The 25,264-nt window shown below is 67.9% G+C and carries 21 protein-coding genes; 14 read left to right on the top strand and 7 right to left on the bottom strand.

The genetic code is table 11. The annotated features are described in order from the left end of the window. The first annotated feature begins 297 nt into the window (after positions 1-297). The 3 genes from ACM6LR_RS03320 (at position 298) to ACM6LR_RS03310 (ending at position 3,174) form a co-directional block, all read left to right on the top strand. Complete coding sequence (locus tag ACM6LR_RS03320; RefSeq protein WP_414936033.1) at positions 298-711, top strand: hypothetical protein; 414 nt, start codon at positions 298-300, stop codon at positions 709-711. Between the two features lie 538 nt (positions 712-1,249). Beyond that, a complete protein-coding gene (locus tag ACM6LR_RS03315) occupies positions 1,250-2,437 on the top strand; it encodes an AAA family ATPase (protein ID WP_414936032.1) in 1,188 nt (395 codons plus the stop codon). Further along, positions 2,434-3,174, top strand: coding sequence for an HNH endonuclease (locus ACM6LR_RS03310; RefSeq protein WP_414936031.1), 741 nt, complete (start codon positions 2,434-2,436; stop codon positions 3,172-3,174). The genes ACM6LR_RS03315 and ACM6LR_RS03310 overlap by 4 nt, the downstream gene beginning before the upstream one ends. On the opposite strand, the gene ACM6LR_RS03305 is transcribed toward ACM6LR_RS03310, so the two are convergent. Then, on the bottom strand, positions 3,150-3,785 hold the full coding sequence (locus tag ACM6LR_RS03305) for an SRPBCC family protein (protein WP_414943130.1): 636 nt from the start codon (positions 3,783-3,785) through the stop codon (positions 3,150-3,152). The genes ACM6LR_RS03310 and ACM6LR_RS03305 overlap by 25 nt on opposite strands. Positions 3,786-3,899: 114 nt before the next feature. Beyond that, positions 3,900-4,559, bottom strand: coding sequence for a hypothetical protein (locus tag ACM6LR_RS03300; protein WP_414936029.1), 660 nt, complete (start codon positions 4,557-4,559; stop codon positions 3,900-3,902). A 180-nt stretch (positions 4,560-4,739) separates the two neighbouring features. On the opposite strand from ACM6LR_RS03300, the gene ACM6LR_RS03295 reads away from it, so the two are divergent. After that, a complete protein-coding gene (locus ACM6LR_RS03295; protein ID WP_414936028.1) occupies positions 4,740-5,045 on the top strand; it encodes a DUF6204 family protein in 306 nt (101 codons plus the stop codon). 10 nt (positions 5,046-5,055) lie between these two features. Here ACM6LR_RS03295 and ACM6LR_RS03290 read toward each other — a convergent pair whose 3' ends face one another. Next, complete coding sequence (locus tag ACM6LR_RS03290) at positions 5,056-6,006, bottom strand: neutral zinc metallopeptidase (RefSeq protein ID WP_414936027.1); 951 nt, start codon at positions 6,004-6,006, stop codon at positions 5,056-5,058. A 160-nt stretch (positions 6,007-6,166) separates the two neighbouring features. On the opposite strand from ACM6LR_RS03290, the gene ACM6LR_RS03285 reads away from it, so the two are divergent. Further along, complete coding sequence (locus ACM6LR_RS03285; protein WP_414937070.1) at positions 6,167-7,192, top strand: polyprenyl synthetase family protein; 1,026 nt, start codon at positions 6,167-6,169, stop codon at positions 7,190-7,192. A 15-nt stretch (positions 7,193-7,207) separates the two neighbouring features. After that, the gene (locus ACM6LR_RS03280; protein WP_414943129.1) at positions 7,208-8,530 is read left to right on the top strand and encodes a hypothetical protein; all 1,323 of its coding nucleotides are present in this window, start codon (positions 7,208-7,210) and stop codon (positions 8,528-8,530) included. 81 nt (positions 8,531-8,611) lie between these two features. Here the strand turns inward: ACM6LR_RS03280 and ACM6LR_RS03275 are convergent, their stop codons facing one another. From ACM6LR_RS03275 to ACM6LR_RS03260, 4 genes are all read right to left on the bottom strand, one after another. Beyond that, positions 8,612-9,679: a 2-oxoacid:ferredoxin oxidoreductase subunit beta gene (locus tag ACM6LR_RS03275; protein WP_414936025.1), complete on the bottom strand. Its 1,068-nt coding sequence runs from the start codon at positions 9,677-9,679 to the stop codon at positions 8,612-8,614. Then, complete coding sequence (locus tag ACM6LR_RS03270; protein WP_414936024.1) at positions 9,676-11,583, bottom strand: 2-oxoacid:acceptor oxidoreductase subunit alpha; 1,908 nt, start codon at positions 11,581-11,583, stop codon at positions 9,676-9,678. The genes ACM6LR_RS03275 and ACM6LR_RS03270 overlap by 4 nt, the downstream gene beginning before the upstream one ends. Before the next feature lie 291 nt (positions 11,584-11,874). Continuing rightward, positions 11,875-12,627: an enoyl-CoA hydratase gene (locus ACM6LR_RS03265; protein WP_414936023.1), complete on the bottom strand. Its 753-nt coding sequence runs from the start codon at positions 12,625-12,627 to the stop codon at positions 11,875-11,877. 13 nt (positions 12,628-12,640) lie between these two features. Further along, the gene (locus tag ACM6LR_RS03260; RefSeq protein WP_005151923.1) at positions 12,641-13,087 is read right to left on the bottom strand and encodes an Lrp/AsnC family transcriptional regulator; all 447 of its coding nucleotides are present in this window, start codon (positions 13,085-13,087) and stop codon (positions 12,641-12,643) included. Between the two features lie 73 nt (positions 13,088-13,160). Here ACM6LR_RS03260 and ddaH point away from each other — a divergent pair, with 73 nt between their 5' ends. The 8 genes from ddaH (at position 13,161) to ACM6LR_RS03220 (ending at position 25,144) form a co-directional block, all read left to right on the top strand. Further along, a complete protein-coding gene (gene ddaH / locus ACM6LR_RS03255) occupies positions 13,161-14,003 on the top strand; it encodes a dimethylargininase (RefSeq protein ID WP_414936022.1) in 843 nt (280 codons plus the stop codon). A gap of 89 nt (positions 14,004-14,092) precedes the next feature. Then, positions 14,093-14,776: a polysaccharide deacetylase family protein gene (locus tag ACM6LR_RS03250; protein WP_414936021.1), complete on the top strand. Its 684-nt coding sequence runs from the start codon at positions 14,093-14,095 to the stop codon at positions 14,774-14,776. 415 nt (positions 14,777-15,191) lie between these two features. Then, positions 15,192-16,508, top strand: a complete 1,317-nt coding sequence (locus tag ACM6LR_RS03245; protein ID WP_414943128.1) for a nucleotide sugar dehydrogenase — start codon at positions 15,192-15,194, stop codon at positions 16,506-16,508. Beyond that, entirely contained in the window at positions 16,489-17,676 is a 1,188-nt protein-coding gene (locus ACM6LR_RS03240) for a glycosyltransferase family 4 protein (protein WP_414936019.1), read from the top strand. The genes ACM6LR_RS03245 and ACM6LR_RS03240 overlap by 20 nt, the downstream gene beginning before the upstream one ends. A 138-nt stretch (positions 17,677-17,814) precedes the next feature. Beyond that, positions 17,815-19,095, top strand: a complete 1,281-nt coding sequence (locus ACM6LR_RS03235) for an exopolysaccharide biosynthesis protein (RefSeq protein ID WP_414943234.1) — start codon at positions 17,815-17,817, stop codon at positions 19,093-19,095. Then, positions 19,092-20,843 (top strand): Wzz/FepE/Etk N-terminal domain-containing protein, encoded by a 1,752-nt coding sequence (locus ACM6LR_RS03230; RefSeq protein ID WP_414943127.1) that lies wholly within the window; start codon positions 19,092-19,094, stop codon positions 20,841-20,843. Before ACM6LR_RS03235 ends, ACM6LR_RS03230 begins: the two co-directional genes overlap by 4 nt. Positions 20,844-20,856: 13 nt before the next feature. Then, positions 20,857-22,785, top strand: coding sequence for an asparagine synthase (glutamine-hydrolyzing) (gene asnB, locus ACM6LR_RS03225; RefSeq protein ID WP_414943126.1), 1,929 nt, complete (start codon positions 20,857-20,859; stop codon positions 22,783-22,785). Between the two features lie 151 nt (positions 22,786-22,936). Next, entirely contained in the window at positions 22,937-25,144 is a 2,208-nt protein-coding gene (locus tag ACM6LR_RS03220) for a bi-domain-containing oxidoreductase (protein WP_414943125.1), read from the top strand. Positions 25,145-25,264: the final 120 nt, after the last annotated feature.

Genomic DNA, 25,264 nt, shown 5'->3' with positions numbered 1-25,264 from the left:
CGATGCACCCTGCGTAATCCGACGCCGGGAAGATTACCAGGGTTCCGGAGGCGGCGAACACGTCCGCATAAAGTTCCGTTCCCTCCTGAATAGCGTGGTGGATGATGGTGACTATCCGTGAAATCGATCGTATGAATGGTCCCGAATGGCGGGGTACATGCTGCTGAGTGACAGGTGACCTGCGCATACTCTGCGTAATAAAGTTCGAAGAGTGATTCTCGGCGCAGTACTCGTCGGGCTGTTGACGGCATGTATGGATTCCGTGGCCACGACCCCACCGCGACCGCAGTTTCCGAAATGGCAGCCAACCGCAGGAAGGCGGGCGATACCCGGCCCGTTACTCGCGAGCCCAAGGTGAAGGACGGCAGGAAGCACTGTTCGCTCGTCCGCGACGAGTACGAGGTACTCATCGTCCACGACATGGACCCGCGGCACACGTCGCTCCGGAACGACGGAGCCGTAGTCGACCTGGGCGGGGTGAAGGCCTGCCAGTTCGAAACCCGCCGTGAGGGCGGAGTCAGCGGCTGTGCGGTCACAGTCCCGGTCAGCTTCCACCGGGCGATCAAGTTCGAGATCGGCCCCGGAAGCCGGAGCAAGGACTGCGAACTCCTCCGCGACTTCGCCACCGCCGGTGCGGCGAAGCTTCCTCGCGAGCTGGTCTATCCGCCGGACGGTCAGGACAACGCCCGAGTCGGGGCCTGCGCGAACTAGGTCTCCACAGCGGGGGCGAGAACTGCGATCCGGCCATGAACGCCCAAGTGCCCGCGGGCGCGGAGCTGATCCTCGCCGCCGGCGCGGTGTTCCGCGACGCGGTCAAGAAGACTTTCGGGCTGGACTTCGAGCCGATCGCCACGCCGGGGACCTGTTACTTCGTCGAGCCACTGCGTCGGCTGCAGATCGAGGCCGGGGCCACCGCGAAACGGTGGCGCGCCGGGGGAGTGGCTCGCGGATCCGGACGGGACCTTCAAAGATCACCAGCGGACTTCGTTCAGCGGAAACCCGGGCTTCACGTTCCGCTCCAAGGACGATCGCGAGTTCTTCCTTTACGTCTCGCCGCTGGGGAATCTCGACGCGCGCGGAAATCTCCGGTTGACGATCTCGCCCGAGTGGGAGCGGGGCATCGACGATTGGGAGCGTTCGAAGGCGGTCTCGGCCGTGGACGTCGCGGGTGCGGACTGTGATGGAATTGGCGAATGGCGACCCACTTTCGGGTGACCAGGTGACGTCCGCGCCGTCGTAAGCTTCCTTCATGTACATCGAGCGGGTCCGGCTGGAGAACATCCGCGGCTTCAGCGGTGCCCGCACCGTGGACCTCCGGTTGCCCGGCCCCGGTTGGGTGGTGCTCGCCGGGCGCAACGGCTCTGGCAAGACCTCGCTGCTGCGCGCCATCGCGGTCGCGGCGGCACCGGACGTGGCCTGGGGGCTGCTGTCGGACGCCGGGAGCTGGATCTCGACGGACCAGACATCCGGGTCGATCGAGCTGTCGGTGATGCGCGAGGAGGGCCCGGCGCCGGTCGAGGTCCGTTGGCTCGACTCCGGCCTGCTGCCGATCTCCGGACTCCCGCCGGGCCAGCCGTTCTGCGCGGCCTACGGACCCTTCCGGCGGCTCGCGGGCGGCAGCGGGGAGGCCGAGTCGTGGATGCGCGGCGCCGGGTCGCTGGCGCGGATGGCCAGCCTGTTCCACGAGGACGCCTCGCTCGCCGAGGGCGTCACCTGGCTGATCAACCAGCATCTTCGCGCCCTGGAAGGAAAAGCGGGCGCCCGCGAGTTGAAGGACGCGGCGCTGGAGATCCTCGGTGACGGGCTCCTGCCCGGCGGCTACCGGATCCGGGACGTCGACTCGGACGGGCTCTGGGTCGAATACCGGGGCGATCGTTTCCCCTTGCGCGAGATGAGTGACGGCTACCGCACGGTGACCGCGCTGGTGGTCGACCTGCTCAAGCAACTCGACGGCGCGGGCCTCGATCACGAGAGTCCCGGTGTCGTGATCATCGACGAGGTCGACGCCCATCTCCACGTGTCGTGGCAGAAACGCATGGGCCCGTGGTTCAAGGCGCATTTCCCGCGGATCCAGTTCATCGTCACCACGCACAGTCCGTACGTCTGCCAGGCCGCCGATCCCGGCGGGCTCATCCGGCTTTCCGGGCCGGACGAGGAAGTCCCGCCGAGGGTGGTCTCCGAGGAGCTGTACGAACGGGTCGTGTTCGGCACGGGGGACGACGCCGTGCTCTCCGACCTCTTCGGCCTGGACACGCCTTATTCGCCGCAGGCGGTCGAACTGCGCGAACACCTCGCCGAGCTCGAGTTCCAGGTGGCTTCCGGGCGGGCCGACGCGAACGGTGTCCGGGAATGGGAACGTCTCCGGGACATGCTGAGCAGCTCGCCGCCGAGCCGGGTCGACGAGGTGGCCAGGCGGTTGGAGGCCGACGATCGGTGATCGGGATCCGCCGGATCGCGCTGCCGGAGCGGGTGGTGGCCGACCTTGAAGACCTGACCACGCGGATCCCGTCGGGTGACAGCAAAGAAGCGCGACGGCTTTGGCGGGTTTCCCGTGCTGTGCGGCGTTCTTTGCGGGCGGGACTGGACGTCATGGCCGCCGGTCGCGGGTACTGCATGTACTGCGGTGACGGCCTCGGGTCCACTGTGGACCATTTCGAGCCGATAGCGCGGAATCCGGGGCGCGCGTTCGACTGGCTCAACCACGTGCTCGCTTGCGAATACTGCAACAGTCACCACAAGCGCGACCTGTTCCCCGTCGACGACTACGGCAACAGCCTGCTGATCGACCCGACCGCCGAAGACCCGTTGGAGCACCTGTTCCTGGTGTTGTCGATCGGGACCTATCGCGCGCTGACCGAAAAGGGCGAGCAAACGATCAAGGTGTGCGGCCTGAACCGCGCGCAACTGGCGCGTGGTCGGGAAACGGCGGTCACCCAGGTGAGCGCGCTCGTCACGGGCTGGTGGACCGCGCGCGAACTGGACGACGACGTGAAGCGGCGCGCGATGGTCTGGACCCTGCTCGACCAGCCGCACGCCGACGTCCTGCACGCGATGCTCCGGCAGGCGGGGATGCCCGGCGCCCGCGCCGTGTTCCGTAAGGACGACGAACTCATCGACCTGCTTCGCGCCCCGGAACTCGCTGAAGACCTTCAGCTCTCCGGCGGCGCGGTGTAGGCGGCGAGGGTCGCGTCGGCACGTGTGCGGGCGGTGGCCGCGTCGGTCCCGTTGGCGACGTCGGCCTCGTACCAGGCCTCGCTGCTCAGCGTCATGAACCGGACGCCGTCTTCGCTCACCATCCAGGCCATGGCGGCCTCGGGGTCGTTGGCCTCGCCGGATTCGAGGTGCAGTGCGAGGCCGTGCAGCATCATGTCCCAGCCGATGCCGACCGCGCCCGGGCCGAACTGCTTCCAGTGCTCGCCTGCGACGGCGGTGTGGTCGAGTTCGAACCGCGTCCGCCCCTCGGCTTCGGCACTCAACCGGACCTCGACCCAGCTGATGTCACCGCCGTACTCCCAGGTCACGGCGAAGCTCTTCGGCGGATCGCAGCGTTCGACCGTTCCGCCCGCGTTGCCTTCGAACTGGTACTTGCCGCCGACGCGCAGTTCGCCGCTGATCGGGAGGAACCAGCGCGGGATACGTTCGGCGTTGGTGCAGGCGTTCCAGAGGTCGTCGAGGTCGGTGTCGTAGACCTGGCAGACGGTGGCCGTCACCGCCTCGCCCGCTTCGACCACGCGCTTGCCCAGCTCGCGCTGAACGGAGTTGAGGTGGCTGGTCACGTCGACCATGGGTGTCCTCCTTGGCTCGGCTGCGGCCAAAGTATCAGCGTAGACTTATATAAGCCAGGGTAGAAAAGAGACGCCCGGGATGGCCCCGGGCGCCCCTTTCCCTGGCGTGATGGCTTAGGGGGTGGGGGAGCAGGCCGCGCGCCCGATGACCACTTCACCGGCGATGCCGGAGGCGGGGGCGAACTTGATCCGCAGCACGGTCAGCCCGATGCTGCCGTTGCCGGGGAGGTGCTGTTCGGCGAAGATCACCTCGGCGAGCAGGGTCCCGTCGGCTTTGGTGAGCGGCTTGACGTAGCCCGCCGGCACCGGCTGCGGCAGGGTGCCGAGCCCGCTCGCCGCGCTGTAGGTCCAGCTCGCGCTCGTGTTCTTCTGCGTCGCCGAACAGGAGACTGTGTAGTTGCCGACGGCGATGCGCGGCCCGCCCGCCGAGGCCAGTGCCGACAGCTCGAAGCCCTTGCCCTTGGCTTCGGACTTCGTCGTGGTGATGCCATTCATCGAGGTGGCGACCGTGGTCACGCACGTCGTCGTGCCGCCACCGAACGTGATCCCGGTCCTCGCCACGGGACCGGACGAGTTGCTCGTCGGTCCCTCGACCGCGCAGTCGCCGAGTGACGAGATCGAGACTGGCGCGGAACTGCCCTTGGTGAAAGCTGCGGAGCCGAGCGAGGCGACGCCCGCGGGGTTGGCCGCGGCGGCAGGTGTCACTCCGGCGGCGAGACCGGCCAGCAGCAGCGCGCCGACCAGGCCGGCCCGACTTGCGACGGTGGCGCGCATGGGCGTTCTCCTCACGTGATGGAGACCGAGCCGGGTTGGCCGTTCTTCCTCGTGTCATCACTATCTGCGTGTCGGATTCGATCGTTGCGCGCGTGCCGGTCGTTTCACTCGACCGTGGATCATGGACACCCATTGGATATTCAGGTTCGCATTCGGATACAGTTCTGTATATTCGAGTTCATGCCGACCTACCGCGTCCTCGTCAACGGCAAGTTCGACCACCCCGACGCCGACACCCGCGCTCGGCTTCTCGCCGAGCTGGATCAGCACCAGGCGATCGGGTTCACCGAGGACGGCTTGTTCACCTACAGCGCCCACCTCGGCGCGTTCACCTTCCGGATCACGCTGGTGGGCGAAGAAGAGCGCGACGTGCTCGACGAGGCCGAACTGAAGGTCATGGAACTGCTGGACGCCAAGGGCTACCCGTACCGCGACGTCGCGGGAAAGGCGACCTGCATGGACGACATCAAAGTTCGGCGCCGCTGACCTCAGGCTTTCAGGAAACCTCGCTCGCCGGGGCCGCGAAGGTGTTGCACGCCGAAGTGTCCTTTGCGTTCAAGCCGCGCTTCTGCCACAACGCGCCGTTCTTCGCCGAACCGTGGGTCTCGCTGTCCGCGGCCTCGAGCCCGGTTTGCTTGAGCGGGGTGAGGAGCTTGGCGGCGATCGAGCCGCGGCCGGCGGCATTGGCCAGGAACAGGGTGCTGAAGCAGTCGGCCTGCAGTTCGAGCCGCCTGCTCAGGTCGAGGATCTTCGTCTGGTCACCGTCGGCCTCGCGGTAGAGCGCGTCGTGCTTCGACATGATGCCGGACTGCTCCTGGACGTGGTGCCCGTACTCGTGGGCGAGCAGGAACAGCTGGGTCAGCAGGTCGGGGCCGCCGTATTCGAGCTGTCTCGGCAACGGGACGAAGATCGTCGGGCCCTCGGAGCAGTAGAAGCCCATGGCCTCCGCAGCGGGCGGAGGAGCGCCGCAGGGAGTGGTCTCGACGTCGTCGGTGGTGACCTCGACCGGGATCCGCGGCTCGTCGACCTGGGTCAGGGTGGGATGCCACGCCTGCTCCAGGCAAGGGAGCAGAGCCAGGTAGAACGCCTCCAGCTTCTCCTTCGCGCGCCCGAGTCTCGGCAGCTCACAGGTCACCTTCGGCATGGTCACGCCGGGAGCGACGAGGGGGTTGTCCGCCGTCTCGTACTTTCGGATCGGCACGGGCGGACGCGAGGTCGAAGGCGCGGAGGAAGCGGAAGGCGCCGAGACGGTCGGCTGGCGGGTCTGTCCGGCGCCGGCCTTCGACTCCTTCACGCCGCCCACCACCAGCGCGGCGACGACCAGCATCACCACCATGAACACGGCGAACAGGATGACGGTGATCCACACCGTCGAACGCTGCTCCCGATGGTCTTCGGCGGGAGGCGCCCACGCCGGTCTTTCGCCGGAATCATCCGGTGTCGTCATGCTTTTTCCCCAGTTCGTGCGATGAGCCGCAGGATACTCGGCGGGGGTGTCATATTCGTCACCGTTTCCCCTGGACAGCACGTCAACAGGCCCGAGTGGGTAGCCACTACGCTGGAAGCAATCCCGAACCGGTGTCAAAGAGAGCGGAGCCGACGTGTCTGTGTCTTCACCTGCCCCAGGTGGTGCCATCGAGGACCTGCGCGCGTCCGTGGGGCTCCAGATCGACGACGAACAGCTCCTGCGCACCCTCGCGACCGGTCTCGCCGACGTCGAGACCCTCCTTCGTGAAGTCGTCCGCAGTGACGTCAAGGCCGTCGAGGACGCCGCTTCGCATCTGGTCGAGGCCGGGGGCAAACGTTTCCGTCCGCTGTTCACGCTGCTGTCTTCGCAGTTCGGGCCGAAGCAGGGCGACCAGGTGGTCACCGCCGCCGCGGCGGTCGAGCTGGTGCACCTCGCGACGCTGTACCACGACGACGTGATGGACGAGGCGACGATGCGCCGCGGCGCGGAGAGCGTCAACGCCCGCTGGGACAACACCATCGCGATCCTGACCGGCGACTTCCTGTTCGCACACGCCTCACGGCTGGTCGCGGACCTCGGCACCGACGCGGCCCGGATCATCGCCGAGACCTTCGGTGAGCTGGTCACCGGCCAGATGCGCGAGACGGTCGGCCCGGCCGACGGCGACGACGCGGTCGAGCACTACCTCACGGTGATCGCACAGAAGACCGGTTCGCTGATCGCCACCTCCGGCCGTTTCGGCGGGATGATGTCCGGTGCCCCCGATGAGTACATCGACGCGCTTCGACGCTTCGGCGACATCATCGGGACGGCGTTCCAGATCTCCGACGACGTCATCGACATCGCCTCGGCCTCGGACGAACTCGGCAAGGCGCAGGGCACGGACCTCCGCGAAGGTGTCCGCACGCTCCCCATGCTGTACGCGCTGGCCGATCCGGCCACCGACCCGCGCCTGGTCGAGCTGCTTTCGGGCCCGATTTCGGACGACAAGCTCGTCGCCGAGGCCCTGGACCTGCTGCGGGTCTCGTCCGGACTCGAACGCGCACGCGAAACTCTTTCCGACTACGCTCGTCGGGCGCGTGCCGAGCTCGCGGCGCTGCCCGTGTCGCCGGCCCGGGACGCCTGCGCATCGGTCGCCGACTACCTGGTCGAGCGAACGCATTGACAAGGGGCAGGTTAGATGTCCATTTTCGGACAGGTTTGGCTGTGGAGCCTGCTGGCGTTCGTCGTCGGCGCGTTGCTCACCTGGCTGGTACTGGTGCTTCCCGCGCGCAAGCGCATCCGTGAGCTGGAAAGCTCGCTGACCACCGCGCACGCCGAGACGTCCCGGTTGCCCGCCGGGGTGAGCTTCGGCGCGGGGGCCGCGGCCGCCGCGGGCGGGACCGCGTACTTCACGAAGCCGTCGCACGACGAGCTGGACGAGGAGTTCGCGGCCGCCGAGAAGCCGACGCCCGCGTACCCCGAGACCCTCACCGAGCAGGAGCCCGCGCAGCCGTGGTCCGAACCTGTCGAGGAACAGACCCCGGAGCCCGCTCAGGACGTCCACGAGGACTTCGCCGAGGAGCCGGGGCCGGAGCACGTTCCTGCCGCGACGCAGACCTTCGAGCCCGAAGAAGAGTACGAGGCCGAGTACCGCACCGCGCCCGAGGCGGACCTGGAGCCTGATCCGGAGCCCGCCGCCGAGCGGACGCAGTTCATTCCGGCGGCCCTGCTGGAGCCGGAATCAGAGCCCGAGCCGGAGAACCCGTACGCCACCGCGGCGACCGAGTACCTCCAGCCCGCGTCGAAACTGGACGTCGAGCCGGAACCCGAGCCCGAGCCGGTATTGCCGAGCGAAGTGCCGTACCGGTCCCGCCTGGAGATGCAGCTGGACCCGGAAGGCGTCGAGACGCAGCCGGAGCCGGTCTCGTTGTTCAACCCCGCGTCGCGCGTGGACACGGAGCAGGCGCCCATCGAGACCAACTGGTTCGAGCGGGAAGAAGAGCTGCAGAACCCGCCCGCGTACGCCTTCGGTTCCGACGAAGAAGCGCAGGCCGGCCTCCTCGGCTCGGAGCCCGAGACGCCCGCCGAGGCCACCCAGGTGTTGCCCAAGCGCACGCCGCGAGGAGGCGCTGTGCGCGGCGGTTTCGAGCCGCCGCAGCCGATCCAGCCGTCGATGCGGGCGATCGAGCGCCGCGAGCCTGACCTGTCCGGTGGGCGGAGCGGCTCGCTGTTCGAGCCCGCCGTCCAGCCGGGCGACGCGATGCCCGCGCCGGAGCCCCCGCCCGCACGGCAGACCGCCGCTCCGGTGGCCGAGTCCGTTCCGCCCGGCCCGTTCGGTCCCGGTTCGGCGATGCCTCGGCCGGGCGGTGGGCGTCCCGCCGACGACTTCGCGGTCAAGGCCAGCGTGACGGCCCTGCGGTACTGCACCGAGGACTCGCCTTCGTTCCCGAAGATGGTCGCCGAGGTGTGGTTCCGGACCGCTTCGGACGCGGAGCGCGTGGGGTTCCGTCCCCTCAGCTGAGTCCCAGAGATGTGATGAACGGGACTTTCCTTGCGAAATCGCAAGGAAAGTCCCGTTCTATTACGTTTCCGCACCCCAGTGTCAGCTGAGCACGGTCCAGGTGTCCTTGCCCCGTAGCAGCGACTGCAGGTTCGGCGCCTTCGCCGCGCGCGCCTCCTCGACCTGGGCACGTGCCTGGTCGTCGTAGGTCGGCCGCGAGACCTGACGCAGGATGCCGGTCGGCACGTGGTTCAGGTTCTGGTCACCGAGCCGCGACAGCGCGAACGCGTACGCGGTGTCCTGGATCGCCGGGTCGTGCACGACAAGGTTCTCCTCGCCGATGTTCGCGACCTTCCCGACCTCCAGTCCGCCCCAGCCGCCGCGTGTGACGCCGTACTCGCCCTGCGGCCCGAACTTGATCGGCTCGCCGCTCCGCAGCGCGATGAGCCGGCTCGCGGCTTCGTCCTTGTCCTTGAGGACGTCGAACGCGCCGTCGTTGAAGATCGGGCAGTTCTGGTAGATCTCCACCAGTGCCGAACCGCGATGCTTCGCGGCGGCCTCCAGCACCTCGGTGAGGCCCTTGCGGTCCGAGTCGAGCGCGCGGCCCACGAACGACGCCTCGGCGCCGATCGCCAGCGAAAGCGGGTTGAACGGGGTGTCGACCGAGCCCATCGGGGTGGACTTGGTGACCATGCCCGGCCCGGACGTCGGCGAGTACTGGCCCTTGGTGAGGCCGTAGACCCGGTTGTTGAACAGCAGGATCTTGATGTTCACGTTGCGCCGCAACGCGTGGATCAGGTGGTTGCCGCCGATGGACAGCGCGTCGCCGTCACCGGTGACGACCCACACCGACAGGTCCGGCCGCGCGGTCGCGAGGCCGGTCGCGATCGACGGCGCGCGGCCGTGGATCGAGTGCATGCCATAGGTGTCGAGGTAGTACGGGAACCGGGACGAGCACCCGATCCCCGAGATGAACACGATGTTCTCGCGTTTGAGGCCGAGCGTCGGCAGGAACGACTGCACGGCGTTGAGCACGACGTAGTCCCCGCAGCCGGGACACCAGCGGACCTCTTGGTCCGACTTGTAGTCCTTCGCCTTCTGCGGTTCGGTGTCGGACGGCACGAGATCCAAGCCGCCGAGAGTAGGAATCCCCAGGTCAATCGCGGTCACTTCGCCGCCTCCGTACTGGTGATGATCTCCGTGAACACGCCTTGCAGCTCCTCTGCCTTGAAGGGCAGCCCGGCGACCTTGGTGTACGACTTCACGTCCACGAGGTACTTCGCCCTCAAGAGCATCGAAAGCTGCCCGAGGTTCATTTCGGGGACGACCACGGTGTCGTACGAACGGAGTACGTCACCGAGGTTCCCCGGGAACGGGTTGAGGTGCCGAAGATGCGCCTGCGCGATCGGCATGCCCTCCTTGCGGACGCGGCGGCACGCGGCGCCGATGGGCCCGTAGGAGGAGCCCCAGCCGAGCGCCAGGACGCGTGCCCCGCCGCCGCTCGGGTCGTCGACGACGAGGTCCGCGACGTCGATGCCGTCGATCTTGGCCTGCCGCAGGCGGACCATCTTCTCGTGATTGTCCGGGTCGTAGGAGATGTGGCCGGTCTTGTCGGCCTTCTCCAGCCCGCCGATGCGGTGCTGCAGACCGGCCGCGCCCGGCACCGCCCACGCGCGGGCGAGGGTCTCGGGGTCGCGTACATACGGCCAGAACTCCCCGGAACCGTCCTCGGCATTCGGCTCGGTGGCGAACTCCACCCGCAGATCCGGCAGTGTCCGGACATCCGGGATCAGCCAAGGCTCGGAGCCGTTCGCGATCGCGCCGTCCGACAGCAGGAAGACCGGCGTGCGGTACTTCAGCGCGATCCGGGTGGCTTCCAGCGCCGCGTCGAAGCAGTCCGCGGGGGACAGCGGCGCGACGATCGGGACCGGGGACTCGCCGTTGCGGCCGAACATCGCCTGCAGCAGGTCGGCCTGCTCGGTCTTGGTCGGCAGCCCTGTCGACGGGCCGCCGCGCTGGACGTCGACGACGACCAGCGGCAGCTCGGTCATCACCGCGAGGCCGAGTGCTTCGGACTTCAGCGCGACACCGGGCCCGGACGTCGAGGTGATGCCCAGTGCGCCGCCGTAGGAGGCGCCGAGCGCCGCGCCGATGCCGGCGATCTCGTCCTCGGCCTGGAAGGTGAGGATGCCGTAGTTCTTGTGCTTGGACAGCTCGTGGAGGATGTCCGACGCGGGGGTGATCGGGTACGTGCCCAGCAGGATCCGCAGGCCGGACTGCTGCCCGGCGGCGACCAGTCCGTACGCCAGCGCGGTGTTCCCGGTGATCTGGCGGTACGTGCCCTGGTTCAGCTTCGCCGGGGCGACTTCGTACGTCGTCGCGAACGACTCCGTCGTCTCGCCGTAGTTCCAACCCGCCCGGAAGGCCAGGATGTTGGCCTCGGCGATGTCGGACTTCTTCGCGAACTTCTCGCGCAGGAAGCGTTCCGTGCCTTCGGTCGGCCGGTGGTACATCCAGGAGAGCAACCCGAGCGCGAACATGTTCTTCGCGCGCTCAGCGTCCTTTTTGGACAGTCCGGTCTCTTCGAGTGCGCCTCTGGTCAACGTCGACATGGCCACCCGGTGGACTTGATAGGCCGAAAGGGTGTCGTCGTCGAGGGGGTCGTTCTCGAAGCCGACCTTGACCAGGTTCCGCTTCGTGAAGTCGTCGGTGTTCAGGATGATCGTCCCGCCTGACGGAACATCGGCGAGATTCGCCTTCAGCGCCGCAGGATTCATCGCGACCAGGACGTCCGGCCGGTCGCCCGGCGTCAGGATGTCGTAGTCGGCGAAGTGCACCTGGAAGCTCGAGACGCCCGGGATGGTCCCCTGTGGCGCACGGATCTCCGCGGGGAAGTTCGGCATGGTGGACAAGTCGTTGCCGAAGGCGGCCGCCTCCGAGGTGAACCTGTCGCCCGTCAGCTGCATGCCGTCACCGGAGTCGCCGGCGAACCGGATGACCACCCGGTCCAGCTTGGCGACCTCGGTGGGCCTCACGGCCGACAAGGAGCCGTCGCCGTTCGCGCTCGTGCTCATAAGTCAGGGATTCCCTCTCTCCCGACGTGCGTCGTCCCCGGCAGCGCCGGAGACCGGCGTGCCTCGCCCGGCGATGTCGGCCAGGTCACAGGTGCCATCTCCCGAGGTTAGTCCTCGGGACACTTCCCAGGTTGCCGCATGCAATGGCCTGGACCTACTTCTCGAGTGTCCTGAGCTCGTCGCTGAGCGGGGGTTTTCCGGTTTATGTGTTACCGATGGTAACGGTTAATGATCTGCCTCGATTGTGAGCCGTATCTCCCTCCAGCGTAGTGAAGTCCGGTCGAGGAACGGTCATTGGCCGGTCATCGCCGCCCTGAGCTTGGCGAGCCGTTCGGTGAATGCGGGCGCGGCGAGTGACGCGAGCTGCGGCGCGATCTCGGCGTCTACGGCGGCCGAATGGTCGGTCAGTGAAGCAGTGTGCCGAAGCGTGCGCTTCGTCACGAGAAGGACGTCGCGAGGCGCGTCGACGGCGGGTCGTGCCAGCTCACGGGCGGCCTCGATCAGATCTCCTTCGACGAGGCGGAGTGCGAGCCCGGCTTCTACAGCGGCTTCGGCGCTGACGACTTCTCCGAAGAGTGTCATCGCCGCGGCCTTCTGCGGGCCGACGAGCCGTTGGATCATCCAGGTCATCCCGCCGCCGGGGTGGATGCCCAAGTCGAGAAATCTGGCCACGAACTTCGCCCTCGGTCCCACGATGCGGACGTCCGCGGCGAGCGCGAGGTTCAGTCCGGCGCCAACGGCCGCACCGCCGACCGCCGCGATCGTCGGCAAGGAACACCGGGCCACCGAGAGAAAGCCGTCGTAGATCGCGCGGAGCCCGTCCTCCCGTGCGCCGGCGAGTGTGTCGAGGTCCGCGCCCGCGCAAAAGGCCGGTGGTGCACCGGTGATGACCAGTGCGTGGACACTCTCGTCGGCTTCGGCACCCGCGACGGCCTCGGACAGTTGGGTGGACAGGGTGAGGGTCAGGGCGTTGCGGGTCGAGGGCGCGTCGATGGTGAGCACGGCGACGCCGCCGTCATGGCTGGAGCGGATCTGATCGGTCACGGTGTCGAGGGTTTCATGCCTCGGGGGTCGGCGGGCGTTCCAGTAGCCGGGAAAGGACGACGGTGGAGACCGTGCGGTCGACGATCTCCAGGCCGCGCAGCCGCTCCAGCGCGGTCTCCAGATGGTGGATGTCCGAAGCGCGCAGGTGGACGATGGCGTCGGCCGCGCCGGACACCGTGTACGCCGCGACGACCTCCGGCAACGGTTCCAGCCGGGCGCGGATCCGGGCCGGGGTGATGTTGCCGTTGCAGGTCATCTCGACGAACGCCTCGGTGCCCCAGCCCAGCGCCTCGGGGTCGACGACCGCGGTGAAACCGCGCAGGACCCCGGTTTCGAGCAGTCTGTCGACCCGTCTTTTCACTGCGGGCGCGGACAAGCCGACGACTTTCCCGATGTCGGCGTAGCTGGACCTCGCGTTGGCCATCAAACATGAAACGATTCGCTGGTCGATGGTGTTCACACGCAATGTTTAGCAGGTATATGCGCAGCGAACAGCGATTGATTGCGGAATTGGGTAACCTTACCCTTCGAGTATGCCGGTACTAGAGCAGCCCCGTGTGCCCACGACGCGCCGCTACCTCATGTGCCCGCCGCGATACTTCGCGGTGGATTACGTCATCAACCCGTGGATGGACCCTTCCGTCCCGGTCAGCGTCGACACCGCGATGGCGCAATGGACCGAACTCCGTGACACCTACCGACGCCTGGGCCACACGGTCGAGGAGATCGACGCCAAGCCCGGCCTGCCCGACATGGTCTTCGCCGCGAACTCCGGCACCGTCGTCGACGGCCGCGTCCTCGGCTCCCGGTTCCGCGCCCCGCAGCGCACCGCCGAGGCCGAGCACTTCCGCCGCTGGTTCGTCGAACACGGTTACCGCGACCTCACCATGCCCGAGAAGATCAACGAGGCCGAAGGCGACTTCGCCTGGACCGGCAAGGTCCTGCTCGCCGGCACCGGCTTCCGGACCGACCCGGCCGCGCACGCCGAAGCGCAGGAGGTCCTCGGCGTCCCGGTCGTCTCGCTGCGGCTGATCGACCCGAGCTATTACCACCTCGACACCGCGCTGTTCGTGCTCGCCGAGGCCACCGACGCCGCGCCCGCCCAGATCGTCTACTACCCGGAGGCGTTCTCGGCCGGGTCGCGGAAGGTGCTGGAGCGGATGTTCCCGGACGCCGTAATCGCGGACCGGGCCGACGCGGCGTGCTTTGGGCTGAACGGGGTGTCCGACGGACGCAACGTCGTCCTGCCGGTCGAAGCGACCGCTTTGGCGGCTCGGCTGACCGAACGCGGCTACGAGGTCGTCTTCGTCGACATCTCCGAGCTCAGGAAGGCGGGTGGCGGCCCGAAGTGCTGCACCCTGGAGATCCGCAAGTAATCCGTTCGTGGACACCTTGCGCGATCATGTAACTACTCCATTCGCCAACTCGATTAATCGGGAAACACTCGGTCCCGAATGAGGTGCGGATGGTGATCCTGGCGATCGGCGGCGTGGGCAGACCCGTGCGCGCGCTGGATCCGGGCGAAAACGAAACGTGGGTGACCGTCGAGCAGTTCGAGCGGGTGCTCGACGCGGTGACCGGATGTGAAGACGTCGGGCTCACCTTCGACGACGGCAACTCCTCCGACGTCGAGATCGTGCTGCCGAAACTGCTCGAGCGCGACCTCACGGCGGAGTTCTTTCCGCTGGCCGGCCGCATCGGCCAGCGGGGCTTCGTCGACGCCGACGGCCTCCGCGAGTTGGTCGAAGCGGGGATGACGATCGGTTCGCACGGCTGGGAGCACCGTGACTGGCGGCGGCTCGACGACAGGCACGCCCAGCGTGAACTCGAAGTCGCGCCGAGGCTGCTCGCCGACCTGAGCGGGAAGCCCGTCCGCGCGTACGTGCCGCCGTTCGGCGCCTACGACCGGCGGGTGCTCAGCAGGCTCCGGCGTTCCGGCGCGACGAGGATCTACACCACGGAAGGCGGCGCGACGTCACGCGACGGCTTGTTGCGTCCGCGGACCAAGGTCCGGTACGACGTCGACCAGGAGTGGATCGACGGCGTACTCGCTGATCGGGCCGGCCTGTACCGTCGAGCGGGACGGGTGCTGGCCCGAGTCTCCAGGCTTGTCCATCGTCCAGGGCTGACCGAACCTCGCGACGTGTGAAGCCCCTTTTCGAGTACATGAAGGCCCCCTTCCCTGCGCTAGGCGCAAGGAAGGGGGCCTTCATGTACTTCCGCCAGGCGAAGCGGCTGTGCCGGGGTGAGGTGGGAATTGGGACACTGAACGTCCCGACTCCCGCATCGTCAGCCCGCGGGCCAGGTACGACGCAGGTAAGCGAAGCCCAGTACGGAACATTCCGGCGTTACCAGAAGGCAACCGCGAGGACGTTCCGGCGTGTACGGCAGATCGAGACAAAACCCTTACGTCCCGCCTGTAGCGTTTCCGACCGCTTGAGCGATGAGTAATTCCCTTGCCGCACAGGCATTCCGTCAAAAGCAGGCGAACTCGCGGCGGCGGTAACGAACCCGGTCCTCCGGCCGACCAACTCCTCAGCGGCATGCGGCTGGAGGAATTCGTCATGAAGATCAGTGTCTTCGGGCTCGGTTACGTCGGTTGTGTGTCGGCGGCGTGCCTGGCGGGGCGCGGGCACGAGGTCGTCGGGGTCGACGTGAACCCGGTGAAGATCGACCTCATCTCCAGCGGCAAGGCGCCGGTGGTCGAGGAGCGCATCGGCGAACTGACCGTGGAGGTCGTCGCGAGCGGTGCGCTGAGAGCGACCACCGACGTCAGACAGGCGATCGCGGACAGCGAAGTGTCCCTGATCTGCGTCGGTACCCCGTCGGCGCCGAACGGCAGCCTGTCGACGGCGTTCCTGGAGCGCGTGGCCGATGAGATCGGCGAAGCGCTCAAGACCAAGACGCAACGGCACACCGTCGTCTTCCGCAGCACCATGCTGCCGGGTACCTGCCTCGACCTGCTGGTCCCCATCCTCGAGAAGTCGTCCGGTCTCACCGCCGGCGTCGACTTCGGTGTCGCGGTGAACCCCGAGTTCCTGCGCGAGGGCAGCAGCGTCAAGGACTTCTACGACCCGCCCAAGACCGTCATCGGCGAGCTCGACGCGGCCAGCGGCGACGTCGTGGCGGCGCTTTACGAAGGGCTTCCCGGCGAAGTCTTCCGCGTGGCGATCCCCGTCGCCGAGATGACGAAGTACGCCGACAACTCCTTCCACGGGCTCAAGATCGGCTTCGCGAACGAGCTGGGTGCCATCTGCCGCGCCTTGGGACTCGATTCGCACCAGGTGATCGACGTCTTCCTCGCCGACCGCAAGCTCAACATCAGCCCCGCCTACCTCCGCCCCGGGTTCGCCTTCGGCGGCTCGTGCCTCCCCAAGGATCTGCGCGGCCTGGTCTACGCCGCGCAGCGCGCGGACGTCGCCGTCCCGATCCTGGCGCACGTCCTGCCGTCCAACGACGAACACCTCCAGCGTGCCTTCGACCTGGTCGCGCGCACCGGCAAACGGAAGGTCGGGCTGTTCGGCCTGTCCTTCAAACCCGGCACCGACGACCTTCGCGAAAGCCCGCTCGTCGAGCTCGCGGAGCGCCTGCTCGGCAAGGGTTACGACCTCCGCATCTACGATGCCAACGTAAGCCTTTCGCGGCTGATGGGCGCGAACCGCGAGTACATCGAGGGCAGGCTGCCGCATCTCGGCCAGTTGCTGGCCGGCTCCGTCGACGAGGTCATCGACCACGCCGAGGTCTGTCTCATCGGCTGCACCGACCCGGACGTCCTCGCGGCGCTCCCGGCGGGCGGCGGCCACACCATCATCGATCTCGTCCGCGTACCCGACGCCGACCGGCGCCGGACTGAAGAGGGATATGTCGGTCTTGCCTGGTAAAGCTCTCATCCTCGTCGAGAACCTTTCCGTCCCCTTCGATCGCCGTGTGTGGCAGGAATGCCAGACGCTTTCGGGCGCCGGCTGGGAAGTCCACGTCATCTGTCCACAAGGGACGAAGCGGGACGCCGAGGCCGAAGTCACCATCGACGGCGTCCACATCCTGCGTTACCCGCTCAAGGCCGCCACCGGTGGTCCGGCCGGATACGTCCAGGAGTACGGCTCCGCGCTGTGGCACACGCTCCGGCTCGCCCGCAAGGTCGGCCGGGTGGACGTCGTGCACGCCTGCAACCCGCCGGACATGCTGTTCCTGGTCGCGCTGTACCTCAAACGCCAGGGCGCGAAGTTCATCTTCGACCAGCACGACCTCTGCCCGGAGCTGTACCTCTCGCGCTTCGACCGCGGCGAGGACTTCCTCTACCGCGCGGTCTGCGCGCTGGAGCGCCGCACCTACAAGACGGCGAACGTCGTCATCGCGACCAACGAGAGCTACAAGGACGTCGCGGTGCAACGCGGCGGCAAGTCACCGGACGACGTCTTCGTCGTGCGCAGCGCGCCCGTGGTCGAGAGGTTCCACCTGGTCCCGCCCGAGCCCGAGCTGAAGAAGGGCAAGCCGCATCTGCTGGCGTACCTCGGCGTGATGGGCCCGCAGGACGGCGTCGACTACGCGTTGCGTGCGCTCGCTTCGCTGCGTGACGAGGTCGGCCGCGTTGACTGGCACGCCGTGTTCATCGGTTCCGGTGACGCCTTCGACGCCATGGTGGCGTTGTCCAAGGAACTCGAGCTGGACGACCAGGTCGAGTTCACCGGCCGGATCTCCGACGAAGATCTCCTGCGCTACCTGTCCTCGGCCGACGTCTGTCTTTCGCCGGATCCCCTGAACCCGCTCAACGACGTGTCGACCATGAACAAGATCATGGAGTACATGGCGATGAGCCGTCCGATCGTCTCCTTCGAACTGCGGGAGGCCCGTGTCTCGGCCGGGGAGGCCGCGCTGTACGCGCCGGCGAACGACGAGCCGGAGTTCGCGAAGCTGATCGCGCACCTGCTCGACTCCCCGGAGGAGCGGGCGAAGATGGGCGAGCTGGGCAGGGAGCGCGTCGCCGGTCCGCTCTCCTGGAAGAACTCCCAGAAAGCCCTGCTCGCGGCCTATGCCGCCGCGGTCCGTTGATCGACTCCCCGGTCGCGTTTCGAACAAGACTCGGGCAATCCTGTAACCAACGCCGCGTTCGAGCCGACGGGATTGATGCCGCACGAAAACGCGCCGATGGGAGATCCCGGTTTGACTGACGATACGGTGCGCCTGTCCATGATCGGGCAGGTTCTGCGCGGACGATGGCGGACCTTGGTGGTCCTCGCCGTCCTCGGTGCCCTCATCGGCGCGGGATCGTCGGTGATCCTTTCCCCCGGCTACCGGACCACGTCCAGCGTGCTGCTTCAGGGCCCGCGCGAGGCGGACGAACTGCTCACCCAGGCCGAGGTGGCGACCAGCTCGGTCGTCCTCGACCGGGCCGCCGCCGTCCTCGGAGACGGTGAGACCGGTGCCGATCTGCGGGACAAGGTGGCCACTTCGGTCGCACAGGGCAATGTGATCACCATCGAGACCACTGGTGACACCGCCGAACAGACGCAGCGGATGGCGGACCAGCTCGCGCAGGAGTTCGTGAAGTACTCCACGCAGATCATCGCCGGTTCCGGTGACGCCGCGGTGCAGCTGGCGCAGGAGCGTCGCGAGACGTTGCGGCAGCAGGTCGCGCAGACCAACCAGCGAATCAGCGAACTCTCCGCGAAGGTCAACGAGGGCAAGACGACGGTGGAGAGCGTCCAGCTCCGCACCGAACTGCAAGGCCTGCGCTCGTCGATCGAGTCGGCGATGTCCAGCCTGAACGCGGCCGACACCGCCAGCGGTCACGGCAACATCGTCGTACTGGGCTCGGCCGAGCTGCCGTCCGCGGCCGCGGCACCCACGGTGGGGCAGCTCGCGCTCGGCGGCGCGGTGTTGTTCTTCCTCATCGGCCTGTTCGGGCACCTCTTCACCGCCCGCACCGACCGGCGGCTGCGGGACGAAGCGGAGATCGCCGCGGCGCTCGGCGGCCCGGTGCTGGCCACCTTCGACGTCGTGGACGAGCAGCCGGCCGGGACCGGTTTGCGGGCCAAGCTCCTCCGTGACGACAAGCCGTGGAACATCCCGCGGGTCGACGTGTTCGCCGACGAGCTCGACTCCGACGTCCAGTACCGGCGCCTGCTTTCCCGGCTCCCGCACCGGCGGCTGCTCGTGCTGACCGCCGACGGTGACCACGCCGGGCGGGCGGCCGCCGAGCGGATCGCCGGTCTCGCCGACCGGTGGTTCACTCCTGTGACGGTTTCCCCGGTGCGGCCCGTCGTCGGAGACACCGACGCCGAAGGTGTCCTCGTGGTGTCGAGCCTCGGTTCCCGGCCGGCCTGGGAGCTGGTCGGGATCGCCGAAGCCTGTGCCGACGCCGGTGTCACCGTGGTGGGCACCGTGCTGACCCGTCCGGTCCGGCCGACCCGCACCCGATCCGGCGCCTCCACCCCCACCGATCACGAAGCACTGGCAGGTACAGCGTGACCAGCGCCGAAAAAGCGAAGTCCGAGCCGCTCGTCGACCTCCAGCGGCTGGTCGTCTCGGTACGCAGACGCCGTCGACTGTGGCTGGCCACCGCGCTGGTGGGGCTGATCGCCGGCGGGCTGGTCGCGCTGTTCCTGCCGTCGCCGCCGACCGCCGTGGCGCAGATCCTGGTCATCCACCCCGACGACTCGCCGACCGACAGCGGGACGCTGATGCGGACCGACGTCGCCGTGCTCCAGACGACGAAGATCGCCAACGAGGCACTGAAGAAGCTGAACAGCACCCAGGCACCGGAGGAATTCCTCAAGGACTACGAGGGGCTGGGCCTGACGAACAACGTCCTCCAGCTGACGGTCAAGGGAAAGAGCGAGGACGAGGCGCTGGCCCGCGCGCAGGCGATTTCCGACGCCTTCATCACCGAGTACATCGCCCGCAACCAGGCGGCCGCGGCGGCGACCCAGAAGGCCTTGCTGGATCAGCGTAACCTGGCCCAGAACGAGCTCACCACGATCGAAGGCGGGATCGTCGCCGAAGAGGCCAAGGGCCGCAACGCCAACCCCGCCCAGCTGGAGCGGTTCTACTCGCGCCGGGCCGAACTGAACTCGAAGATCTCCGACTACGACGGTCGCGCGCAGGAAGCGGGCATCGGGACGCCGAAGGTGGCCGCCGGGACGCAGATCGTGGACGCACCGCGGATCCTGCCGCATTCGCTGCTCAAGACCCTCGCCACCGACGCCGGGATCGGTTTCGCGCTGGGATTGCTCGCCGGACTCGCGCTCGCGGCCGTCACGAGCGTGGTGAAGGACCGGCCGGTGCTGCGCCGCGAGATCTCGCGGCACCTCGGCGCCTCGGTCATCGCGCAGTTGCCGAAGCCGCCGCGTTTCCTGCGGGTCTCGCACGCGGCCACCCGGCGGCAGCGGGTCGCGACGACCCTGGTCCGTGCCGTCCGGCAGGAGGGCGGTTCGGTGTCGGTGCTCGACCTCGGCGCCCGCAAGGTCACCGCCGCGCTCGCTGTCGACATGGCGCGCGAACTGGCGGAGAAGGGGCCGGTCTCGCTCGTCGACGACCTGCCGAAGGTGAATCTTCGCGAGCTGGCAGGCGAAGGGCCGGTCCAGGTGCTGGAGCGCGGCGACGTGCCGGCGGCCGGTAAGGAACGTCGCATCGGCGTCGGGTCGATCGAACCGGGGACGGCGTGGACCGACCTTGAATTCCTCGGCGCCGAAACGATCCTCGTCGTCCAGACCGGGCACGCGAACACCGAATGGCTGCACACCGTCGCGCGGCAACTGGCCGACCGGCGGATCCCGATCGTCGGGGTCGTCGTGGTGGATCCCGATCCGCGCGACCACACCGACGGGACGCTGTGGGACGGCCTGCACACCGCGTTGCGGGGGCGCGCCGGTGCCGTGCCGTCGCCGGTGCCCGTGCCCGCGCGGCCGGTGGCGCCCGCCCGCCCGGTCGTCCCGCAGCGGAAGGTCATGGCCGAGCGGGTCGCCAGGCCCGCGCCGAAACCGGTCGAGATGTTCCCCGACGAGGACGCCCCGGTGCGGCGGCTCTCGAGGGTGGTGCCGGTCGAGACGGACGCGGAACGCACCGTCGAGTGGGTGCTGGAGCCGCCGAGGGAGAAGAAGAGCGCGCGTCGACGTCCTCCGACGCCGTACAAGCGGCCCGAAGACCACGACAACAACGCCGACCAGCCGACCAAACGATTCTCGCCCGTGTCACCGGACAACGCCGAAGCGCTATAGGGAGCGAAAGTAGATGTGCGGCATCGCAGGGGCCTACTTCTGGCCGGACGGGGGACCGCTCACCGATCGGCTCACCAAGATCATCGCCCATCGCGGACCGGATGGTTCGGGCCGGTACGACCATCGTGCCGGTGCCGGGGAAGTCCATCTAGGACACCGCAGGCTGTCGATCGTCGACCTGACCGAGACCGGCGCACAGCCGATGGTCAAGGACGGCCTCGCGCTGACCTACAACGGCGAGCTGTACAACTCGCCGGAGCTGCGGAAGGAACTCGAAGCGGCGGGCGTGCGCTTCCGGGGGACGTCCGACACCGAGGTCCTGCTGGAAGCCTGGCGCGAGTGGGGCACCGACGGCTTGCACCGCCTTCGCGGCATGTTCGCGTTCGGCGTCTTCGACGAGCGCACCGGCGCTTTGACCTTGGTCCGAGACCAGCTGGGCATCAAACCCCTGTTCATGGTGCGCCGAGGCAAGGGCGTCGCGTTCGCCTCCGAGCTGAAGGCCTTGGCCACCGAACTCGGCGGCTCGCTGACCGTCGACGACACCGCGCTCGTCGCCTCCCTGCTCTACTACTGGGTCCCGGACGGGCGTTGCGCGTTCACCGAGGCCGAGAAGCTGCCTCCGGGCAGTTGGGCGCGCTTCCGGCCGAACGGCGACGTGGAGCGCGGCACCTTCTGGTCACTGCGCCAGGTCGCCGAGGAAGGCGCGGACTACGAGGGGGAGTTCGACCTCAACGCCGTCATCGAGGACTCCACGCGCAAGCACCTGATGGCCGACGTGCCGGTCGCGACGTTCCTTTCCGGCGGCCTCGACTCCAGCTACCTGACCGCGCTCGCCGCGCGCGAAAACCCCGGGATCTCCGCGTACACCATCGGTTTCCGGGCAGAGGACGCGAAGTTCGAGGCGATGCCGGACGATCTGATGTACGCGAAGAGGGTCGCCGCGAAGTTCGGTGTCGACCTGCACGAGATCGAGATCGCGCCGCAGGTGCTGGACCTGCTGCCGCGGATGACCTACCACCTCGACGAGCCGATCGGCGACCCGGCCGCGATCAACAGCTACCTGATCTGCACCGCCGCCCGCGAGGCGGGTGTCAAGGTGATGCTGTCGGGCATGGGCGCCGACGAGCTGTTCGCCGGGTACCGCAAGCACCTCGCGAACAAGATCGCCGTGCGGTACCAGCGGGTTCCCGGTCTGGTCCGCCGCCCCATCGAGTCCGTTGTGGACAGACTGCCGGTGGCGACCTCGAAGCGCGGGTTCCGTTCGGTCCGGTTCGCCAAGCGGTTCCTCTCGTTCGCGGAACTGCCGGAGGAGACCGCGTTCCGGCGCAGCTACACGATGTACGACCAGGCCGAGCTCGTGGGGCTGCTGAACCCGGATCTCGCGGGCGCTGTCGACGACGTGATCACCGAGCACGCGGACACCTATCACGACAACACCTTGTCGGACTTCGTGAACCGCATGTGCCTCGCCGATTCCCGGCTGTTCCTGCCGGGGCTCAACCTCGCCTACACCGACCGGTCCAGCATGGCCGCCTCCACCGAGGTGCGGACGCCGTTCGTCGACATCGAGGTCGTGAAGGCCGCGTTCCGGATCCCCGGTGACAAGAAGATCGTGAAGCGCCAAGGGAAGATGGCGTTGAAAGAGGCAGCGCTGTCGATCCTCCCCGCCGAGATCGTGCACCGGCCGAAGGGGCTGTTCAGCGCACCACTGCGGGCCTGGATGAGCCGCGACCTCGCGCCACTGGTGCGCGAGGTGACGAACGAAGGCGAATTGGTGAAGGCCGGGTTCCTCCGTCGTGAGGCCCTGCAACGGCTCGTCGACGAAGACGCGTCCGGGCAGCAGGACCGGTCCAAACATCTCTGGCACATCTTGACCCTCGAGTACTGGTATCGCGGCGCCCTTTCGGCCCGATCCACCCCAGCTCGGCCAGGTGGGTCGTGAGTGCTCTGGGTGTCGCGAAAGCCACTTTCGGGACATCAGATGTCCCGAAAGTGGCTTTCGCGACATGTCCGTGCGCTACTCACGACCAGCCCGACCCACGCGATACCTCCGCCTCCACATCTCACCTTGCCTTACCCCCATTAGGAGCGACGTGAAGCAGGTAGTGCAGAACTACAAGAGCGGGGAGCTGGCGCTCCTCGACGTTCCGGTCCCCGCGTGCAAACCGGGGGGTGTGCTGGTCCGCACCGCCTATTCGCTGATCTCCACCGGCACCGAGATGATGAAGGTGTCGGAGGCGAGTCTTTCCCTGGTGGGCAAGGCGAAGGCGCGGCCGGACCAGGTCGCGAAGGTGATGCAGAGCGTCGCGACGAACGGGCTGGGCGCCACCTACCGCAAGGCGATGAACAAACTCGACTCCTACACCCCCTTGGGGTATTCGCTCTGTGGCGTGGTGGAAGAGGTCGGCTCGGGGATCCACGACGTCGCCGTCGGGGATCTCGTGGCGTGCGCCGGAAACGAGCACGCGCTGCACTCGGAACTGAACTGGGTGCCCAAGAACCTGTACGCCAAGGTTCCCGACGGCGTCGACCCGAGGCATGCCGCGTTCGGCACGGTCGGTTCGATCGCGATGCAGGGCGTCCGGCGCGGTGAACCGCAGATCGGCGACATCGCGCTGGTCATCGGGCTGGGTCTGATCGGCCAGCTGGTCGTCCAGCTGCTGGTCGCCTCCGGTGTCCGCGTCGTCGGCGTCGACCCGGACCCGACCCGCTGCGCGCTGGCCGAGCAGCTCGGCGCGCTCAACTGCGGCGACCCGGGATCCGGTGTCATCGACACCGTGGTCGCGGAGATCAGCGCCGGGCACGGCGTCGATCAGGTGTACCTCGCCGCGGGCGGCAGCACGAACGAGCCGGTGGAGCTGGCCGCGAAGCTGAGCCGCGACCGCGGGCGGGTGATCGACATCGGCAAGTGCTCGCTGAACCTGCCGTGGAACGCCTACTACGAAAAGGAACTCGACGTCCGGTTCTCCCGCTCGTACGGCCCCGGCCGCTACGACCCGGAGTACGAACTCGAGGGCAGGGACTACCCGATCGGTCAGGTTCGCTGGACCGAGCGCCGCAACCTCGAATGCGTCGTCGACCTGATGGGCAGCGGCCGTCTCGACGTCGAGCCGCTGATCTCGCACACCTCGGACTTCTCCGACGCCGTCGAGACGTACCGGAAGCTGAACGAGGGCGAGCTCAAGGCCGTCGCGGTGCTGTTCGAATACGAGAAGCGGACGGCAGGCGTCGGCGAGCAGGCCGTCACCTCGGTTTCCGCGCCCAAACCCTCGGCCGTTCGCGCGGCGCCGAAGGCCGGTGGCGTGCGGATCGGGTTCATCGGCGCGGGTAACTACGCGTCCTCGATGCTCCTGCCGCGGCTGGCGGAGATGGAGCACGTCCACCTGACCGAGGTCGTCACCACCTCCGCGCTCTCGGGCGCGAACGCCCAGCGCAAGTTCGGCTTCGCCCGCGCCTCCACCGATCTCGATACGATGCTCGAAGACTCCGCCATCGACGCGGTGTTCATCGTGACCCGGCACAGCTCGCACGCCGAGCTGACCCGGCGGGCGCTGCTCGCGGGCAAGGCCGTCTTCGTAGAAAAGCCTCTCGCGCTGTCGGAAAAGGAACTCGAGGTCGTGCTCGGTGCGATCGAAGAATCCGGCAACGACCGGTTGCAGGTCGGCTTCAACCGCCGGTTCGCCCCGCTGCTGAACGAGTCGGTGCTCAACTTCGGACCGCGGATCGGCCCGGCTTCGGTGCGGTACCTGGTCAACGCCGGTCAGCTCGACGCCGGCAGTTGGTACAACCAGGCCGACAGCGAGGGTTCGCGCTTCGCGGGCGAGGGGGGTCACTTCATCGACACGGTCAGCTGGCTGCTCGGGTCCGACCCGGTTTCGGTGTACGCCACCGCGACGCCGGGGCATCAGGACCTGCAGATCCTGCTGCGCTACCCGGACGGCTCGACAGCGTCGATCGCCTACACCACCAGCGGTTCGTCGGCGTTCCCCAAGGAGACGATCGACGTCACCGCCGACGGCAAGGTGCTGAAGTTCGACGACTTCGCGCGTGCCTCGGTGTTCGGCCGCAAGAAGTGGGCCAGTTCCCGCATCCCCAAGGGGCGTGACAAGGGTCAGGCCGCCGAACTCGAAGCGTTCGTCAACGCGCTGAAGACCGGCGTCTCGATGCCGGTGTCCGTCGACTCGCTCGTTTCGACGACGCTGGCCACGCTCGCGGTCAACCGCAGCCTGGAAACCGGTTCGCCGGTGCGGATCAACGCCGCTGAGCACGGTGGCGGAGCTGAGAGGACGTCGGGGAAGTGACCACACGCGTGAACCCGCCCGGCCGTGGGCCCCGCTATCGCGGTGGCAGGGCGCCCTCCGCGTCCATCGTGACGTGTTCTACCGACCAGCGCCCTGCCGACGTCGATCGCGGCCGCGGGT

Source organism: Amycolatopsis sp. cmx-11-32 (assembly GCF_047608695.1).
GTDB lineage: Bacteria > Actinomycetota > Actinomycetes > Mycobacteriales > Pseudonocardiaceae > Amycolatopsis.
This window is presented reverse-complemented; position numbering and strand designations above follow the sequence as displayed.

Coding starts and splice junctions, on each gene's coding strand:
- ACM6LR_RS03320 (WP_414936033.1), top strand. CDS start 298: ATGGCAGCCAACCGCAGGAAGGCGGGCGATACCCGGCCCGTTACTCGC.
- ACM6LR_RS03315 (WP_414936032.1), top strand. CDS start 1,250: ATGTACATCGAGCGGGTCCGGCTGGAGAACATCCGCGGCTTCAGCGGT.
- ACM6LR_RS03305 (WP_414943130.1), bottom strand. CDS start 3,785: ATGGTCGACGTGACCAGCCACCTCAACTCCGTTCAGCGCGAGCTGGGC.
- ACM6LR_RS03300 (WP_414936029.1), bottom strand. CDS start 4,559: ATGCGCGCCACCGTCGCAAGTCGGGCCGGCCTGGTCGGCGCGCTGCTG.
- ACM6LR_RS03295 (WP_414936028.1), top strand. CDS start 4,740: ATGCCGACCTACCGCGTCCTCGTCAACGGCAAGTTCGACCACCCCGAC.
- ACM6LR_RS03290 (WP_414936027.1), bottom strand. CDS start 6,006: ATGACGACACCGGATGATTCCGGCGAAAGACCGGCGTGGGCGCCTCCC.
- ACM6LR_RS03280 (WP_414943129.1), top strand. CDS start 7,208: ATGTCCATTTTCGGACAGGTTTGGCTGTGGAGCCTGCTGGCGTTCGTC.
- ACM6LR_RS03270 (WP_414936024.1), bottom strand. CDS start 11,583: ATGAGCACGAGCGCGAACGGCGACGGCTCCTTGTCGGCCGTGAGGCCC.
- ddaH (WP_414936022.1), top strand. CDS start 13,161: ATGCCGGTACTAGAGCAGCCCCGTGTGCCCACGACGCGCCGCTACCTC.
- ACM6LR_RS03250 (WP_414936021.1), top strand. CDS start 14,093: ATGGTGATCCTGGCGATCGGCGGCGTGGGCAGACCCGTGCGCGCGCTG.
- ACM6LR_RS03245 (WP_414943128.1), top strand. CDS start 15,192: ATGAAGATCAGTGTCTTCGGGCTCGGTTACGTCGGTTGTGTGTCGGCG.
- ACM6LR_RS03240 (WP_414936019.1), top strand. CDS start 16,489: ATGTCGGTCTTGCCTGGTAAAGCTCTCATCCTCGTCGAGAACCTTTCC.
- ACM6LR_RS03235 (WP_414943234.1), top strand. CDS start 17,815: ATGATCGGGCAGGTTCTGCGCGGACGATGGCGGACCTTGGTGGTCCTC.
- asnB (WP_414943126.1), top strand. CDS start 20,857: ATGTGCGGCATCGCAGGGGCCTACTTCTGGCCGGACGGGGGACCGCTC.